Source organism: Cedecea sp. VD22 (genome assembly GCF_037150195.1).
Classification (GTDB): Bacteria; Pseudomonadota; Gammaproteobacteria; order Enterobacterales; family Enterobacteriaceae; genus Cedecea.
This window is the reverse complement of sequence record NZ_JBBCPX010000008.1, coordinates 39,020-56,226: the sequence shown is the minus strand read 5'-3', so window position 1 is coordinate 56,226 and position 17,207 is coordinate 39,020. Positions and strand designations below refer to the sequence as shown.

18 protein-coding genes are annotated in these 17,207 nt (G+C 55.7%); 6 read left to right on the top strand and 12 right to left on the bottom strand.

Going from position 1 to position 17,207, the window contains the following annotated elements:
- Nucleotide 1 precedes the first annotated feature (1 nt).
- Together kbaY and WFK85_RS15195 are read left to right on the top strand one after the other, a co-directional pair.
- Nucleotides 2-880, top strand: coding sequence for a tagatose-bisphosphate aldolase subunit KbaY (kbaY, locus tag WFK85_RS15200; protein ID WP_008453662.1), 879 nt, complete (start codon nucleotides 2-4; stop codon nucleotides 878-880).
- Nucleotides 881-902: 22 nt separating this feature from the next.
- On the top strand, nucleotides 903-2,792 hold the full coding sequence (locus tag WFK85_RS15195; RefSeq protein ID WP_336708792.1) for an enterotoxin: 1,890 nt from the start codon (nucleotides 903-905) through the stop codon (nucleotides 2,790-2,792).
- A 51-nt stretch (nucleotides 2,793-2,843) separates the two neighbouring features.
- Here the strand turns inward: WFK85_RS15195 and WFK85_RS15190 are convergent, their stop codons facing one another.
- A complete protein-coding gene (locus tag WFK85_RS15190; RefSeq protein WP_008453667.1) occupies nucleotides 2,844-3,461 on the bottom strand; it encodes a hypothetical protein in 618 nt (205 codons plus the stop codon).
- A gap of 142 nt (nucleotides 3,462-3,603) precedes the next feature.
- A complete protein-coding gene (gene rsmI / locus WFK85_RS15185) occupies nucleotides 3,604-4,470 on the bottom strand; it encodes a 16S rRNA (cytidine(1402)-2'-O)-methyltransferase (RefSeq protein ID WP_008453669.1) in 867 nt (288 codons plus the stop codon).
- 61 nt (nucleotides 4,471-4,531) lie between these two features.
- Between rsmI and WFK85_RS15180 the strand changes: the two genes are divergently transcribed.
- Genes WFK85_RS15180 through dolP form a run of 4 tightly spaced genes read left to right on the top strand, consistent with a single transcriptional unit; the run spans nucleotide 4,532 to nucleotide 8,207 of the window.
- On the top strand, nucleotides 4,532-6,634 hold the full coding sequence (locus WFK85_RS15180; protein ID WP_336708791.1) for a penicillin-binding protein activator: 2,103 nt from the start codon (nucleotides 4,532-4,534) through the stop codon (nucleotides 6,632-6,634).
- Entirely contained in the window at nucleotides 6,592-6,987 is a 396-nt protein-coding gene (locus tag WFK85_RS15175) for a YraN family protein (protein ID WP_166993244.1), read from the top strand. Before WFK85_RS15180 ends, WFK85_RS15175 begins: the two co-directional genes overlap by 43 nt.
- Nucleotides 6,988-7,008: 21 nt before the next feature.
- On the top strand, nucleotides 7,009-7,599 hold the full coding sequence (diaA, locus tag WFK85_RS15170; protein WP_008453676.1) for a DnaA initiator-associating protein DiaA: 591 nt from the start codon (nucleotides 7,009-7,011) through the stop codon (nucleotides 7,597-7,599).
- A gap of 32 nt (nucleotides 7,600-7,631) precedes the next feature.
- A complete protein-coding gene (gene dolP, locus WFK85_RS15165) occupies nucleotides 7,632-8,207 on the top strand; it encodes a division/outer membrane stress-associated lipid-binding lipoprotein (protein ID WP_008453679.1) in 576 nt (191 codons plus the stop codon).
- 145 nt (nucleotides 8,208-8,352) lie between these two features.
- Here the strand turns inward: dolP and WFK85_RS15160 are convergent, their stop codons facing one another.
- The 10 genes from WFK85_RS15160 to WFK85_RS15115 all read right to left on the bottom strand — a co-directional run bounded on the left by WFK85_RS15160 (nucleotide 8,353) and on the right by WFK85_RS15115 (nucleotide 17,012).
- Nucleotides 8,353-10,263: a PRD domain-containing protein gene (locus WFK85_RS15160; RefSeq protein ID WP_166993241.1), complete on the bottom strand. Its 1,911-nt coding sequence runs from the start codon at nucleotides 10,261-10,263 to the stop codon at nucleotides 8,353-8,355.
- Nucleotides 10,264-10,309: 46 nt separating this feature from the next.
- On the bottom strand, nucleotides 10,310-11,461 hold the full coding sequence (locus WFK85_RS15155) for a beta-propeller fold lactonase family protein (protein WP_166993238.1): 1,152 nt from the start codon (nucleotides 11,459-11,461) through the stop codon (nucleotides 10,310-10,312).
- A gap of 87 nt (nucleotides 11,462-11,548) precedes the next feature.
- Nucleotides 11,549-12,289: a 2-dehydro-3-deoxy-phosphogluconate aldolase gene (gene dagF, locus WFK85_RS15150; RefSeq protein WP_166993236.1), complete on the bottom strand. Its 741-nt coding sequence runs from the start codon at nucleotides 12,287-12,289 to the stop codon at nucleotides 11,549-11,551.
- A gap of 2 nt (nucleotides 12,290-12,291) precedes the next feature.
- Nucleotides 12,292-13,404, bottom strand: a complete 1,113-nt coding sequence (locus WFK85_RS15145; RefSeq protein ID WP_166877349.1) for a DgaE family pyridoxal phosphate-dependent ammonia lyase — start codon at nucleotides 13,402-13,404, stop codon at nucleotides 12,292-12,294.
- Nucleotides 13,388-14,521 (bottom strand): amidohydrolase/deacetylase family metallohydrolase, encoded by a 1,134-nt coding sequence (locus tag WFK85_RS15140; RefSeq protein ID WP_336708789.1) that lies wholly within the window; start codon nucleotides 14,519-14,521, stop codon nucleotides 13,388-13,390. Before WFK85_RS15140 ends, WFK85_RS15145 begins: the two co-directional genes overlap by 17 nt.
- Nucleotides 14,522-14,576: 55 nt before the next feature.
- Nucleotides 14,577-15,218 carry a DUF4310 family protein gene (locus WFK85_RS15135; RefSeq protein ID WP_166993232.1) on the bottom strand — a complete coding sequence of 214 codons (642 nt, stop codon included), beginning with the start codon at nucleotides 15,216-15,218 and terminating at the stop codon, nucleotides 14,577-14,579.
- An 11-nt stretch (nucleotides 15,219-15,229) separates the two neighbouring features.
- Nucleotides 15,230-16,006: a DUF4311 domain-containing protein gene (locus tag WFK85_RS15130; RefSeq protein ID WP_008453692.1), complete on the bottom strand. Its 777-nt coding sequence runs from the start codon at nucleotides 16,004-16,006 to the stop codon at nucleotides 15,230-15,232.
- A gap of 24 nt (nucleotides 16,007-16,030) precedes the next feature.
- On the bottom strand, nucleotides 16,031-16,327 hold the full coding sequence (locus WFK85_RS15125) for a DUF4312 family protein (protein ID WP_008453694.1): 297 nt from the start codon (nucleotides 16,325-16,327) through the stop codon (nucleotides 16,031-16,033).
- A 2-nt stretch (nucleotides 16,328-16,329) separates the two neighbouring features.
- Nucleotides 16,330-16,692 carry an SFCGS family glycine-rich protein gene (locus WFK85_RS15120; protein ID WP_008453696.1) on the bottom strand — a complete coding sequence of 121 codons (363 nt, stop codon included), beginning with the start codon at nucleotides 16,690-16,692 and terminating at the stop codon, nucleotides 16,330-16,332.
- Between the two features lie 17 nt (nucleotides 16,693-16,709).
- A complete protein-coding gene (locus WFK85_RS15115; RefSeq protein WP_039289591.1) occupies nucleotides 16,710-17,012 on the bottom strand; it encodes a glycine dehydrogenase in 303 nt (100 codons plus the stop codon).
- Nucleotides 17,013-17,207: the final 195 nt, after the last annotated feature.

Below are 17,207 nucleotides of genomic sequence, written 5' to 3'. Positions count from 1 at the left end.
CATGAGCATTATCTCCACGAAGTATCTGCTTCAGGACGCGCAGGCCAGAGGCTATGCGGTACCGGCTTTTAATATCCACAATGCCGAAACCATCCAGGCGATTCTTGAAGTGTGCAAAGAGATGCATTCCCCGGTGATCCTTGCCGGCACGCCGGGCACCTTTAAACATATCGCTTTCGAAGAGATTTACGCACTGTGTCACGCCTACTCCGAAAGCTACGGCATACCGCTAGCGCTGCACCTCGATCATCACGAAAGCCTGGCGGACATCAGCCGCAAAGTTAACGCAGGCGTGCGCAGCGCCATGATTGACGGCAGCCATTTCCCCTTTGCTGACAACGTGAAGCTGGTGAGATCCGTGGTCGAGTTTTGCCACCGCAACGACTGCAGCGTCGAGGCCGAACTAGGCAGGCTCGGCGGCGTGGAAGACGACATGGATGTGGATGAAGAAAGCGCTTTTCTGACCGATCCGCAGGAAGCCCGCCGCTTTGTTGAGCTCACCGGCGTCGATAGCCTGGCGGTTGCCATTGGCACCGCACACGGCCTGTATACCAAACGCCCGAAAATAGACTTCAAACGGCTGGGTGAGATCCGCGACGTCGTCAGCGTCCCGCTGGTGCTGCACGGCGCGAGTGACGTGCCTGACGAGTTTGTACGCCGCGCCATCGAGCTTGGGGTCTGCAAAGTGAATGTCGCGACGGAATTAAAAATCGCCTTCGCCGCCGCGGTGAAAGAATGGTTTGGCGCTAACCCGGAAGGCAACGACCCACGCTTTTACATGCGCGTCGGCATGGACGCGATGAAAGAAGTGGTGCGTAGCAAAGTCGCTGTATGCGGCTCGGCGAATAAGTTGCTGCCGGAATCAGAAGCGGCGCTTTAACTCTCTGGTGTAAGGAGATCTGATGAAGACAATAATAAAAAGCTCCCTGCTTATTATGTTCATGAGCAACGCAGCGCTGGCGGCTCAGTACCAGTTGGAAAACACCAACCTTGCCGTCTCTTTCGACGATTCCGGCTCGGCGGTGGTAGTGCAAGACCGGCTATCCGACCACAAACTGGCGCCCATCGAGCTGTTTTTCCTGACGCTGCCGGACGAAAAAGTTATCCATACCGCCGACTTTAAACTCAAAAACGTCAGCAAAACCGCAGACGCCATTCAGATTGATTACGAGCGAGACGACTTCTCGGTCAATGTTACCCTGAAGCTGCTGAAGGGCAAGTATGCGGCGGTGGACTATACGCTGCAGGCAAAAGGCCAGCCTCGTGATGTCACAAAGATCACCTTCTTCCCGACCAAAGGCCAGGCTCAGGCACCTTATGTCAACGGCGCCATCAACAGTTCCCCCATCGTGGCGGACAGTTTCTATATGCTGCCGCAAAAACCGATCGTGAATACCTACGCCTACGAAACCACCACCAACCTGAACGTTGAGCTCAAAACACCGATTAAAACCGACGCCCCGGTGACCTATACGGTCTACTTCGGCACGTTTGAAGCAACAGACCAGCTTCGCCGTAGCTTTAATGAATTTATCAACGCCATGCGCCCGCGCCCTTACCAGCCTTACCTGCACTACAACAGCTGGATGGACATCGGTTTCTTTACGCCCTACACCGAGAAGGACGTGCTGACCCGCATGGATGAATACGCTAGCGAACTGATAATCAAGCGGGGCGTGAAGCTCGACGGCTTCCTGCTGGATGACGGCTGGGACGATTTGACCGGGAAATGGCTGTTTAGCCCGGCGTTTAAGCATGGCTTTGGTGTTATCAAAGAAAAAGCGGACAGTTTGCATACTTCCGTGGGGCTGTGGCTCTCACCGTGGGGTGGCTACAACAAACCACGCGACGTGCGCGTTTCACACGCCAAAGAGAACGGCTTTGAAACCGTGGATGGCAAATTTGCCCTCTCAGGCCCCAACTACTTCCACAATTTTAATCACCAAATTATCGGGCTTATCAAAAACGAACATATCACCTCGTTTAAGCTCGACGGTATGGGCAACGCCAACTCGTACATCAAAGGCAGCCCCTACGCCTCTGACTTTGATGCCTCCATTGAGTTAATCAAAAACATGCGGGCCGCCAACAAAGATCTGTTTATCAACCTGACGACCGGTACCAACGCCAGCCCGTCCTGGCTGTTCTATGCCGACTCCATCTGGCGCCAGGGCGATGACATCAACGTTTATGGCAAAGGTTCGCCGGTGCAACAGTGGATAACCTATCGCGACGCGGAAACCTATCGCTCCATCGTGCGTAAAGGCCCACTTTTCCCGATTAACTCACTGATGTACCACGGCATTGTCAGCGCGGAACATGCCTACTTTGGGCTGGAGAAAGTCCAAAAGGACCAGGATTTTGCCGATCAGGCCTGGAGCTACTTCGCCACCGGCACGCAATTGCAGGAGCTGTACATCACGCCGTCAATGCTGAACAACGCCAAATGGGACACGCTTGCCGACGCGGCGAAATGGTCACGGGCGAACAGCAACGTGCTGGTCGATAGCCACTGGGTTGGCGGCGACCCGACGCTGCTTGAGGTTTACGGCTGGGCATCGTGGAGTAAAGAGAAAGCAATATTGGGCCTGCGTAACCCGTCGGATAAATCACAAAGCTACTATCTCGACCTGAGCAAAAGCTTTGAAGTGCCGAACGGCGAGGCCACGCGCTTTACGCTGAAGCAAATTTACGGCAAGAACGAGACCGTAACCAACGACTACAGTAAGCCGCTGGTTGTGACGCTGAAACCGCTGGAAACGCTGGTGATTGAGGCCACGCCGGTCAACTAAACGAGGATGGAGCGTAGAAGGCTCGTTCTTTCTACGCTTCTTAACAGCGTTTCACCTACCTGATGTTAGCGCAGCAACCCGCCTTTTATCTTCGGCAATCAGGATAATGCCAAAATGCTCTTTATCAGGGTGCGTGCTCCAGATTTTTTCTTCCGGAATGCTGACACCATCGTATGCGGCCTTCGTACCGTCAAAGGGATAGAATCGTCCATCATCTGAATCCAGAATAAAAACCGCAAGTTGAGTGGAGTTTCTGGCTATTTTCTGCCAAAGCGCCTTGCCCCCGGCATAGTGAATATTATCGCTCATTAAAATCACGCCACACTTGAGCACCAGCGCCTCATATAGCTGTGTGGCTAAGCCAGCTTCCTGGAGCGGCTTCTCGACGCAAACGCCTTCAACCTGCAGAACGCTTTGATCCTCCCAAAAACGATCTACTGAAATAACGTTGTCACCAATCGTTTTTTGATTTTTGAGCTCAAGCATGGCGACGACAGCGTGCCGGCGATCTTTTTCATTTCCTTCAGGCTCGGCCTTAATGATTGCAGCCCTCGGGGTCGACCTGTCAAAAATGATAAGGAAATGCTGACCTGCAAACGTCAGTTCTTCAATCACCTCGAACGAGCGTTTTATCGACGCCGTGCTATAGGAAAAAGGCATCACAACCATATTCGAATCTCCTGGTATCAATACCGGCATAAACTTTAACTCCCTTAAAGTCATTCAGTCATGCATAAATTAACACCAGGGAGTTCGTTTTTTAAACGCTAACCGCGTTGCGATATGAAAACCAGGAGCCGGCTCGAGAAAACTATTTCTCGCTGTTTTCTAACGCATATTTGTACAAGGCATTCTTTTTCACCCCGTGAATTTCAGCGGCAAGCGCTGCAGCCTTTTTCAGCGGTAACTCCGTCTGCAGCAACGCCAGCGTACGCAGCGCTTCGGCGGGGAGTTCATCATCGCTTTGGACTTTAAAGCCCTCAACAATCAGCACCATTTCGCCTTTGCGGCGGTTTTCATCTTCCTTCACCCATGCCAGCAGCTCGCCTACGGGCGCGCCGTGAATCGACTCCCAGGTTTTGGTCAACTCGCGCGCCAGCACTACGTAGCGGGATTCGCCCAGCACCGTGCAGATATCATCGAGACTGTCGAGCAGGCGGTGGGTGGATTCATAGAAAATCAGCGTTCTCGGTTCCTGTTCAATCGCCTTCAGCGCGTCGCGACGGCCTTTGGATTTTGCAGGCAGAAAACCTTCATAGCAAAAGCGGTCAGACGGCAAGCCAGCTGCGCTGAGTGCAGCAATAGCGGCGCAAGGGCCAGGCAACGGCACGACGCGAATCCCCGCTTCGCGGCAGGTGCGCACGAGGTGGTAGCCAGGGTCGTTAATCAGCGGCGTACCGGCATCGGACACCAGCGCAATGCTTTGGCCTTCCTGCAGCTTCGCCAGTAGCGTTTCAGATTTTTGTTGCTCATTGTGATCGTGAAGTGCGAAGAGTCGCGCATTAATCGCAAAATGCTGCAGCAACAGTCCGGTATGACGGGTATCTTCTGCGGCAATCAGATCAACGCTTTGCAACACTGAGAGGGCCCGCTGGGTGATATCCCCGAGGTTGCCGATAGGCGTCGGGACGATGTAAAGCGTACTGGCTGAAATCGCCGCCGTTTCGTGTTGTTTCATTGTTTCATCCGTATTGCCGATTTAATATTGTACATTGGGAAATAAAACCACTGGATACAGAATGCTACCCTCAACCTTGAATCGTTCAAAAGCCGGGCGCTGCCTGCTTGTGTTGCTCGCGGCGCTGATTTTTGCCGGCTGTTCAACCCAGGCGCCAGATCAGTCCGCCACGCTGCTGCAGGGCGACACCACCGCCGGGTCCGCTTATTATCTGCAGCAAATGCAGCAAAGTGAAGATGATAGCAAGACCAACTGGCAATTACTCGCCATTCGTTCCCTGCTAAAGGAAGGCAAACCTCAGCAGGCGGTGGCGTTGTATAACCAACTGCCGCAGCAGCTCAACGATGCTCAAGTGCGTGAACAACAGCTGCTGGTGCCGGAAGTGAAGATTGCGCAGAAAGATTTCAGCGCCGCCTCTGCCCTGCTGGAAAAGATTGACCCGAGCGCACTCGACAAGGGCCAACAGAGCCGTTATTACCAGGCTGTGATTGACGCTTCTCAGGGACGCCCGTCTTTAGCGCTGCTGCGCGCGTACATTGCTCAGGAACCGCTGCTGAAAGGCGATGCACATCAAAAGAACATTGATGGCACCTGGCAGGTTCTGTCGCAGTTCTCCCCAGAGCAAATGAACAGCCTGGTGATTAACGCCGACGAAAATACCCTGCAGGGTTGGCTGGACCTGCAGCACGTCTGGAGCGATAACCGTAACGATCCTAACATGCTGAAAGCCGGGATTCAGGACTGGCAAACGCGCTACCCGAATAATCCGGGTTCAAAAACGCTGCCGACTCAGTTGGCGAATGTTCAAAACTTCAAACCGGCCTCAACCGGTAAAATCGCTCTCCTGCTGCCGCTCAACGGCCAGGCTGCGGTGTTTGGCCGCGCGATTGAGCAAGGGTTTGAAGCGGCGAAAAACAACGGCGTCGCGCCGGTTGCAGCCGTTCAGCCTGCCGCCCAGCCCGGAGATCCTAATGCGCAACCACAGGCTGCGCCGCCTCAAGAAGTGCCTCAACCGCAAGCGTCCCAGGCCCCCGCAGATCCTAATGCTGCAGTGAGCCCGGCAAGTGCGTCCGTCAGCGATTTAACAGACCAGAAGGCACAGGCCGCAACGCCGCAAACCGCAGCCCCAGCAACGCCGTCTGCCCAGCCAGACGCACAAACCGCGCCATCTGTTGCCGCGAACCCTTCGGCAGACATTAAGATTTACGACACCAGCAGCCAGCCGCTCTCTCAGGTTCTGGCTCAGGCGCAGCAGGACGGCGCCACGCTTGTCGTTGGTCCGCTGCTAAAAAACAATGTTGACCAGTTGGCCAGCACCAACAGCCCGTTAAATATTCTGGCGCTTAACCAGCCTGAAAACGTGCAGAATCGCCCTAACATCTGCTATTTCGCACTTTCTCCAGAAGACGAAGCCCGTGACGCCGCGGATCACATCTGGCAGCAAAGCCACCGCAATCCGCTGATGCTGATCCCTTCTAACGCTCTGGGCGACCGTGTGGCGAAAGCCTTTGCCACCGAATGGCAGAAACTCGGCGGCGGTCTGGTTCTGCAGCAGAAATTTGGTTCAGTGAGCGACCTGAAACGCGGGATTAACAGCGGCTCCGGCATCGCCCTGACCGGCACCCCGGTAAGTACGCCGTCCAATACGCCGCCAGGCGTCACCATTGGCGGACTGACTATTCCGGCAGCACCTACGGATGCGCAAATTACCGCAGGCAGCAGCGGCAACGTAGACGCGGTCTATATCATTGCGACCTCCGAAGAAGTGGCGCTGATCAAACCGATGATTGCGATGCGCACCGGCAGCCGCGGCAGCGCTCAGCTGTATGCCAGCTCGCGCAGCTCGCAGGGCGTGAACGGCCCGGACTACCGACTGGAAATGGAAGGCCTGCAGTTTAGCGAAATCCCGATGCTTTCCGGCGGTAATCCACAGCTGATGCAGCAGGCCTTAAGCAGCGTCAATAATGACTACTCGCTGGCGCGTCTGTATGCCATGGGCGTTGATGCCTGGACGCTGGCAAGCCACTTCTCACAGATACGCCAGGTGCCGGGTTATCAGGTAAACGGCAACACCGGGCAACTGACCGCCAGCCAGGACTGCGTTATTAACAGGAAGTTAAATTGGCTGCAATTCAGTCAGGGCCAGATCGTTCCGGTATCCTGAACCGCAAGCAACGCGGCGCGCGCTATGAACAGCGGGCGCGTCGCTATCTTGAGCGCGAGGGAATGCACTTTGTGGCCGCGAACGTGCATGTTCGCGGCGGCGAAATCGACCTTATTATGCAACAGCAGCAGGTTATCGTTTTTGTGGAAGTGCGTTTTAGGCGTAACGATAAGTTCGGCGGAGCCGCTGCCAGCGTGACTCGCAGCAAGCAGCTGCGCCTGCTGCATGCCGCTCAGGTTTGGCTTAGCGGCAAAGGTCAAAGTTTTGATACTGTAGATTGCCGTTTCGATGTGTTAGCTTTCACCGGCAATGAAATAGCGTGGCTGACCAACGCGTTTGCCGCCGATATCTAAAAAACTCCAGGTAGAATCAACGTGCTCGAAAGAATCAAAGTCTGCTTCACGGAAAGTATTCAAACTCAGATTGCCGCAGCGGAAGCCCTGCCGGACGCCATCTCCCGTGCAGCGATGACGCTGGTTCAGTCTTTGCTGAACGGCAACAAAATCCTCTGTTGTGGCAATGGCACCTCCGCCGCCAACGCACAGCATTTTGCTGCCAGCATGATCAACCGTTTTGAAACAGAGCGCCCTAGTTTACCGGCCATTGCACTTAATGCAGATAATGTGGTCTTAACCGCGATCGCTAACGACCGTCTGCATGAAGAAGTTTATGCCAAACAGGTTCGTGCGCTGGGCCACGCCGGGGACGTTTTGCTGGCGATTTCCACCCGAGGCAATAGCCGTGATATTGTCAAAGCGGTTGAGGCCGCTGTCACCCGCGACATGACCATCGTCGCGCTGACGGGCTATGACGGCGGCGAACTGGCAGGACTGTTGGGGCCACAGGATGTTGAAATCCGAATCCCTTCTCATCGCAGCGCCCGCATCCAGGAGATGCATATGCTGACGGTGAACTGTTTATGCGATCTGATCGACAATACGCTATTTCCCCACCAGGATGGCTAATAGCTAATTTTGAGAAAGGAGAAGGAATGAACATGAAGGCCATTACGCCAGTCGCAGTTCTTATTTCCGCGCTGTTGCTGCAGGGCTGCGTCGGTGCCGTTGTTGTGGGAAGCGCCGCCGTAGCGACAAAAACTGCGACAGACCCACGCACAGTCGGGACGCAGGTTGATGACGGCACGCTTGAATTACGCGTGAACAGCGCGCTCAACAAGGATGAGCAGATCAAGAAAGAAGCGCGTATTAACGTGACGGCTTACCAGGGCAAAGTGCTGCTGGCTGGTCAGTCTCCTAACCCAGACCTCGCCTCTCGTGCGAAGCAAATTGCGTTGGGCGTAGACGGCGCAACCGAAGTCTATAACGAGATTCGAATTATGGCTCCGGTCGGCCTGGGTGTCGCATCGAGCGATACGTGGATAACCACAAAAGTTCGATCTCAGTTGCTCACCAGCGACCAGGTAAAATCGTCTAACGTGAAAGTCACCACCGAGAATGGCGAGGTATTTCTGCTCGGCCTGGTAACCGAACGTGAAGGTAAAGCCGCGGCGGATATTGCCAGCCGGGTTAGCGGCGTGAAGCACGTCACCACCGCGTTCACGATCCTGAAATAACGGCCCCTCACCCTAACCCTCTCCCCACAAGGGAGAGGGGATAACACCAGCCAGTCGATTGAATTTCCGCCAGTTTTCATTCTGGCGAAGTAAACGTTGCCCACAGAATTCTCCCTCTCCCTTCCTGGATGAGGGTCAACTGTGATTACAGCTTACTCAGGCACTCCATCGCCACGGCTTTAAAACTGTCAAAATCCTTACTCTCGCGCAGCCGAACCATCGCTCGCTCACGCAGGAAGGTCACAAACAGGTCGTAAATCGCCATCGCCTCTTCGTATTCGCTTTTGCTAATCGCCAGCAGGAAGATCACGTACGCCGTCTCATCCCCCCAGCTAATACCGTGCGGCGCCAGCACGGTGTAAACCACCGTTTTTTTCGCCAGCAGGCCCAGCGAGTGCGGCAGCGCAATGCCTTCGCCCAGCATGGTGCTGACAATGGCCTCGCGCTCCACCACCGACGGGTGAAAGTCTGCATCAACCACGCCTTCCCGCTCCAGCTGCTCGCAGAGCGTCAGGAACAACTGCTGCTGAGTCATAGGTTGATCGATAATGCGGAAATGGCTGGCATCGAAGAATTTCTCCAGCATGTAAGGCCTTGTTCTGTCCACCAGCACCAGCTTACCAAGCTGCTCGAGCTGATAATCCGTCGGGAACGGCGCCATCACCACCACCGGCTTTTCTTTCTCATTTATGCGCGCCGTGCTGATTACAAAGTCCTCATCCACGGTTTCAAGCTGCTCATAATCGCGCAGAGAGATAATGTTGGTCACTTCCACCTGCGGATATTTACGCAGCAGCATGGCTTGCAGCATACGCACCGTCGAATTCCCTGTATCGCAAACCAGCAGCACGCGAGGATGGCGCTGGTAGCCAATGTTGTAATGACGCTCCAGACCCACACCGATGTGCAACACCAGAAAACCAATTTCGTTTTCGCTGATAGCGTAAGGGGTATATTTTCCCCAGCTTGAGACCGCCGCCAGCGTCATGTCGTAAGCCAACGGGTAATGCTGTTTGATGTTAGCCAGCAGAGGATTCGGGATGTTTATCTGGTAGCGTACCCGGGTGATCATTGTCTTGATATGGGTCAGCAGGTCGGCGTGCAGCTGCTCGTCGCTGAGAAGATTGTAGTTATAGTGGGTATTGATGTAGCGCAGAATGTAGTTAACCAGCGCCTCATCATCGTCGGCGCTGATCGCGCTCGGCGCCACTTCCTGCACCTGCCGCGAGGCGATGTGCACCTGCAGCCACTGCTCTTCAGCTTCGGAAAGCGGCTTCCCCGCCAGTTGCTGAAGAAGAGCGGCAATCTGTCTGGCTGCCTCTTTCACCTGGACATCAACGCTATCCGCCGTAAATTCCGGTAGCGGATAGCCTTCGCTGATGCGACGAACCGCCACCGAACAATAGAGGCGAATAAACTGCTCGCCTTCATCGGTCAGGCGGATGTGGCAGCGGGTAAAACAATCGTGCAGCGAACCGGCGAGCAACTCCGGGACACCCGCGTTCAGCGCTTCTTCCGTCAATAACGGATTTTCGCTGTCCTCTAAGGTTAACTGCCACAGCAGGTCAGTCAGGCAGGCGCGTATAGCCGTTTCGCTGCCGAACAGCTTCATGCCGTGGCGCGGGCGTGTCTCAATGGTCAGATGATAGCGGTTAAACCACTCCCGTACTTCGGCCATATCGCTTTGCAGCGTGGCCCGGCTGACAAACCACTCTTCGGCCAGATCTTCCAGCTTCAGTGAAAACGCCGCCGTCAAAAAACGCACCACAAGGTAATGCACGCGTTCTGGCGAAGTACGAGGAATACGAAGCTGACGCGGACGATGCTGCACCAGCTCGCCGTAACGCTCAGTATCCTCGATATTCAGTTGATATCCCGCACCGCGGGTAAGCGTAAACTGAGCCCCGAAGCCTGACATCAGCGCATTAAGCGCCGTGATATCGGCCCGAACCGTACGAGTAGAAACGGACAAACGCCGCGCCAGTTCATCCTGGGGCAGCGTTTCGTTTTGCAGCATCTCAAAAAGCTGAGCCAGCCGTTGATTGGGGAATCTCACTACCGCTTCCTTTGGTTATCGGGGCGTTTAAGCGCCCCGTCCTGCTTTACTTAAACGGGGTGAAGACCATCTGTGACGGGCTTCCCACCGCCGTATAATCCTCGATAAAAGTTAATTTACCGCTGCCCGGGGCCACGCTAAAACGAGTAATGTTGTCGCTGCGCTGGTTCAGGGCATAAAGATGTTTGCCGGTATTATCCAGCGTCAGGCCTCGTGGATAGTCGCCTCTGGTCCAGATGTCGTCCTGATGCGTAAGTTCGCCGTTAGCGCCCACGCTAAAATGCGCGATGCTGTTATGCAGGCGGTTGGCCACATACAGTTGCTTGCCGTCGTGGCTGAGTACCAGGCCCGCGGCAAAGCTTGTGCCCTTATAGCCTTTTGGCAGGGAAGAAATCGTCTTTCCTTCGGTCAGCGTGCCTTTCTCACGGTCGAGCTTGTAATGGGTAAGCGTAGAAGCTTCTTCGTTAATCAACCACAGGCTCGCGCCGTCTGCGGCAAAGACAAAATGGCGTGGCCCCGCGCCTTTTGAAGAGGCGGCGATAAACGGCGGATCGTTTGGCTCCAGCACGCCTTTGCTTTGATCGAAGCGATACTGGTAGATCCGATCCAGGCCAAGATCGGTGGAGAAGACAAACTTGCCGCTCGGATCGGCGGCAATCATATGGGCATGCGGGCCGTTATGGTCGCTGGCGGCAAAGCTACCTTCTACCGCAGCTTCTGGTTTTGCCGCGCCCGGCTCACCGCTGTCCTGATGCTTGTCGCTGGCTTCCTGCAGGCTACCGTCTGCATTAATCGGCAATACGGCGATTGAACCGCTCACATAGTTAGCCACCAGCAGGTGCTTACCCTGTGGCGTCAGGGACAGATAGACCGGGCCAGCGCCCCCGGAAGAGACCTGATTCAGTTCGGTCACACTTCCGTTATCACCCACACGCAATGCCGATACCACGCCTTTCTCGGCTTCGCTGGCGACATATAGCGTTTTTCCATCCGGCGACGCGGTGAGCTGTGCGACATTCGGCAGCGAGCTGACCAGCGTTTTCTCGCTAAGCGCGCCGGTTTTGGCGTCAACCTGGAAGCGGTAAAGCCCTTCGCCGTTGGGGTTGTAGGTGCCAACCCAGGCATAGTGGCTTTGCGCCGCGCTGTTGCCGGCGGCGAGTAAGGCAAATGAAGCAACAAGCAGAGTGCGTGCAGACATGCGTTTGTCCTCGAAGTGTGGTTGATGAGGATTATACCCTCACCCTAACCCTCTCCCTAAAAGGGAGAGGGGGAAACAGCGAGCACTTTACCCCACCAGCTTCTTCGTCATCGCCAACAGAGTGGCAACATCCGCCGGGCGCGTATTGCCGCTGGCCTTGTCGATAATTGAGCTGTAAATATGCGGGATCACTTTGCTTACGCCGGCATCCAGCGCAATCTTCAGGATCTCCTCGTAGTTATCAAGATCGATACCGCCGGTCGGCTCCAGCCAGAAGTCATGCTTCGCACAGGCTTCCGCTACCGCCTGGTACTCTTCGCGGCAGTCCAGCCCGCCCATCGGGAAATATTTGATTGAGCTGCCGCCCATATCCTTCAGCAGCGCAATCGCTGTTTCGACGGGTACGATGCCGTCCGGCGCGCCAGAGCTTAACGGGCCGGTGGAGATTTTTACCCTCCCGACGGTGCCGGTCGGCGAAACCAGGCCGTTAACTACGCTGTCAGTTTGGCCCAGCAGCGCGCGGCTGGTGCCCACGCCGGTAAACACCTGATTGACGTGCTGGGGCTGAATCTGGCCGGAGATTTCGCTCACCATGGCAGATTGATTGGGATCGCCTGCACCAAGGCCAACGGACAGCGCGTTGTCGATCAGCGCCGCGTAATCACGCATGTCGGCGACCGCGCTTGCTACATCCGGGTAGTTTTTGGATAACACACCGACCAGCACGTGACCTTCCGCCGCCTGGTAAATCTCTTTGGCGTTTTCTTTGGAGCCAGCCAGGACGTTCAGGCACACGCGATCGCGGTAAAAATTCGGGGTCAGTTTCATGCTTATTTCTCCTTGCTTACCAGCGCTTTGATGCAGCGGTAAATAATCTCCAGCTGTGCCGCGCTTACGCTGCGCACATCCGCTTCAATAATGCCTTCGTTGGCCTTGTAGCCACGGAAGTAGATGGCGTATTCGCCCTGCTTCAGCTTACCGACCAGCTCTCCGGTGCTGATGCCAACGGTCGCTTCATCGAACTTGATTTCGCTGCGGGCGATATCGCGGCCAGCGGCGTCCCACACCACGCGCGCGGTCACGCCATTCAGCGTGTTCAGGCTGTCGATAAACGGCGTCATTTTGGCGACCATTTCGGCCCCACTCTCTTTGGCTGCGCTCAGGTAATGTTCAATCGCGCAGGTCAGACCGAGAATGCCTTCTTTGCCGACTTTCATCGCACGTCCGATACCGCCAGTTTGCAGCTTAACCCACTCGACGTACTGCTCTTTGCCGATCACCAGCCCGCTGGTTGGGCCTTCAATAGCTTTCGCCCCGCTGTAAATCACCAGGTCTGCCCCGGCGCGGTAGTAGCACTGCAAATCTTCTTCCGCCGCAGCGTCAACAATCAGCGGCAGATTGTGCTTACGCGCCACGACAACGGCCTGCTCAACGCTGAGCATGCTTTTTTGCACCGAATGGTGGGATTTGATGTACAGAATGGCCGCCGTGCGCGGAGAAATAGCTGCGGCCAGCTGGTCCGCCGAACATTCGTTGGCGTAGCCCGCTTCAACGATTTTGCCGCCGCCCAGGTTCACCATCGTGCCGACCGGCGCGCCGAAGTTAACGTTGTGGCCCTTCGGCAGCACGATCTCGTTGTTCTCCAATGGGGCCGCATGTAGGTTCTCGATCAGCCATTGATTGTCTTTAACCAGCACCGCAGCTACGGACTGGGCAATACCGGCAGAAGCGCAGGACACCACGGTCGCCGCTTCAACATCGAGCAGTCCGGCAATGTAGGCGCCGGTCTTGTTGACCAGATCCTTCATTTCGAAGTAGTGATTCATGCCGGTGGTGACCGCATCCACCACTTCCGGGCGAGGCGTAGACACACCAAGAGCGGTCATGCGGCCAGATGCGTTAATCACCTGTTTTAAATTGTATTTTTCATAGATCGAAGACATGTTCAGCTTTCCCTTGTTCGGTAGTAAACCATTTCCCGGCGCGCACTGCGGCCAGCGCCACCAGCGCCTGGTCACCCGTCAGCGTTTGCTGCTCTGCGTCGGTAAATACCGTTGGCTGGCGGCGCAGTTCAAAGACGGTCAGATCGCCATCCAGACCCACGGCCAGGCGGCCTTTATTTTTCAGACGTAATCCATCCGCAGCGTGCGCGGTCACGCAGTCGATCACCTGAGGCAATGACAGGCCAATGGAGAGGAATTTCGACATCACTGCGCCGAGTGAATGCACCGGGCCGCTGATGCGGTTGCGGCAGTAGATGTCCGAGCTGATGCTGTGCGGCAGAATGCCCTGCTGGATAGCGACACGCGCCACGTCAAAACTAAAGCTGGCGGTGCCGTGCCCGACATCCAGGCGCACCCCACGTTGGATAGCCTGCGCCACGGAGGCTCGCAGTTGCCCGGCCGGATTGAGAATGCGGTTCGGCTTGCCGTTGTAGCAGTGGGTGATGATATCGCCGCTGGTCAGCAGCTCAGCCACTTCATCGAGATCCGGCGGGTTATTGCCGATATGCACCATCAGCGGCAAATCACCGTTTTCTTTCTGGATAGCCTTGGCGCGCACCAGCGGCGTAATGCCGTTGTCACCTACCACGCTGCTGCTCATGCGCGCTTTTAAGCCCACGATAAAGTCCGGGTGGCGCTTCACCGCGCCGCGCACGGCGTCAGCGTCAATATTCGCCATATTGGACAGTTCGTTTTGGGCAATCAGGCCCACGCGGGAGATGTTCAGCAGCGCATAAACTTCGGTCGCTGCGCTGCGGGTGATTTGATAGAAATCGTCGACGTCATCGGCCCCGGTGCTTCCGGCATCAACGACGGTTGTCACGCCGGTATGAATCCCTACGCAGTCAGGTTCGTCATGGTAAATAGGGGACTTGGGGTAACAGTGAACGTGGGAGTCAATCCAGCCGGCGCTAACGTAGTATTCGCCGTTCAGCTGGCGCTCTTCAGTTGCCTCGCCGGTTATTTTGCCTAAGGCGGCAATTTTGCCGTCCTTCAGGGCGATATCGATTACGGTATCGTCCACCAGCCGCGCCTGGCGCAGGATCAGGTCAAACATATCTTTCTCCTTAACTGGCGGGCGAGCCACAGCCCGTCCGCCCTGGAAATACTGCTTACAACGCTACCGGGAAAATGGAACCTAAAATCATTGCGCCCAGGATCGCCCCGCCGGTAATCGGTTTGCCCCAGAGGTAAAACAGCAGAGAGCCGATCAACGAGCCGATGCCGATGGGAATCGAAGCCGTCATGGCGCTGAGGATAATCAACGGCCCAAGGAAGCGGCCGGAGGCGTTACCCGCGCCCATCATGACGTCCGCCCCGTAGGTCGAGTCGCTCTGATTGATGGTGAACTTACGTGCCAGGATGATGATGTAGCCAATGGCAAGACCAATCACCAGGCCAGTCACCAGCGATGCGGCAAAGTTTGCCACCGGGAAGACAAAGCCCGCGCCCAGCAGCAGCGCCGGAACGCCGAGGCCTACGCCGGTTTGAATCGCCCCACCGATATCCAGGATCCCGACCAGAGAGCCTTCGATGATGCGGGCAAACAGGAAGCTGGCGCCAAACGCCGCCACCGCGCCGTAAACGCCGGTATCAATCCCGGACTTCAGCATCGCCACGAAGGCGACTTCGTTAAACGCGCCGATGCCGTACAGGTAGTACATGTGTGTCCCGGCAAACACGCCGGAGGAGAGCAGGCCGACAAAGATCGGGAATGACCAGTCCGCGTACCAAAAGCATTTATTCTGTTCCATGCGTTATCCCCTTATTTGCCGCTCAGCGAGTTATGCAGCAGATCCAGCCAGTTCGGCACGGTCATGTGGAAAGACTCAATCATCTTCATGTCGAACCCGCGGAAGAAGGCGCTCAGCACAAACAGGGCCACGATAGCCGTCATCATCACTTTGGTGACGCGGTGCCAGCCGCTTTCTTCAACGCCTTTACCGATCAGGATACCCAGCACCAGTCCCGGCACGGCGTTGCCCATGATCAGCTGCGCTGCGCCGCCGAAAATGGTTGCCCAGAAGCCGGATTTTTTGCCCGCGTCGATAGCCGCCAGCCAGAAAATGACCGGCATCACGGTGTTCACCAGCAGGTTAGCCGCAGGGACCAGCACTTTGACTGCCGTGACCTGAAGTGCCGCCGGCACCGCAGAGGCCGTAGAGTTCAGGAACGCCACCACGATCATGCCGATGATGCCGCAGGCGATAGCCATTTTTTTCGGGTCGTGGAGGGTTTCCGCCACGTTACGGTTCTTCACCATCAGAGCAGCCGCGCCCCAGTTAGGGATGATGCGGTGGTCAACGTCCTGGGTGAATGCCCCCGCCGCGACGGAAGATGCCCAGGCGTTAAAGAAGAAGCCAAGCCCAAAGGAGAAGTGAGAAGCCGGGTCCCCTTCACAGGAGTTCAGCTCGCCGAGTGTACGAAATGCGCCCATGCCCTGGGAGGTCGGCGCATGGAACATACGCGCGGCCCCGGCACCAACGCCCACACCGACGAGGCCGCCGATAATGAGTGATTTGAATAATATGATTAAGAACATGAGTCTGCCCTTGTTAGTGTTATTTTATTGTGCGACGAAATCCACCTCATCGAGGTTAAGAGCCGTCACGTTGACGGAAACATCCAGCTCCACGCTGTAGCTCCGCCTTTCCCGGCGCAGGAAGAAGAACAGAAAAGCTTCTTTGCGCACCCTGACCTGCGCCTGAACAACCTGCACGTCCTGTGGCTCAATGCGCAGAAGAATGTGGTTGGTGGATTTAAGCACCGTGCCCTGAACGTGATTCAGGGCGTCGGAAAAGGCTTTGGCTTTGGTATCGCCGCGCCCGCTAACTCGCACCGTGGTAGCGAATTTTTCTTTCATACTTAACTGCCGTACTTCTTGTTCCACGCCTGTACCAGGCGCTCACCCAGCTCTTCTTTGTCCATAAAGCCAAAGCCAAGCACGTTGTTGCCTTCGTTAATCGCCGTCACGCCTTCATCAACGGAGCGCATGCCGTACTTAGCTTTGTAGCCGTGTTTGGTTTGTGCGGTGATAGCACCTGCGCCGCCGCTGCCGCAGAAGGAGATACCAAAGGTGGCATTCTCCGCTTTCATCACGTCGCCCAGCTTCATGTCGGCGGCGACGCCTGGAATAACCACGGCGCGACCGCCCGCTTTTTCGATCCCTGCTGCAACTTTCTGGCCTTTGCCCAGACGGTCACCAATGACTACGGTAATTTGTTCCATTGTTTTCTCCTGATTATTCAAAGATTGTCTTTCGCCACTTCGAAATGCACTGACAGCAACCACGCTTCTTCTACCGGCAGATTTCCGAACTGATCGACCACCGCCTGCGCCATTTCCATCGACTCCGCGGAGATCTCCTCGAACAAGCTCTCTTCCACTTCTGGTAACGGCTCTCCGGTCAGAGAGCGATGAATCATCGCCTTCACGTGAGAGGCCAGCATTTGTTCCTGTACCGCGTTAGGCGTGATGTGCTTACTTTTGAACAGCGCGTCAATAAACCCCTGAATACGCGCCGTTAACTCCTCGGCTTCATTAACCATTACCGCTCCGTTATTCACCCTGGGTACCTCGTTAACTAATCTGTTTTTTAAGCTACCTGGCGGGGGGAAAGGTTTGTAGCAAGTTGTTTTCCACTTCGAAGTGGAAATCGCGGCGGCAATAGTGATCTGTTCCACATAAAGAGCCGGAATAGCGCTTTTCCGCTGGCTTACCGTGAATTGGCTCACATAACCGGG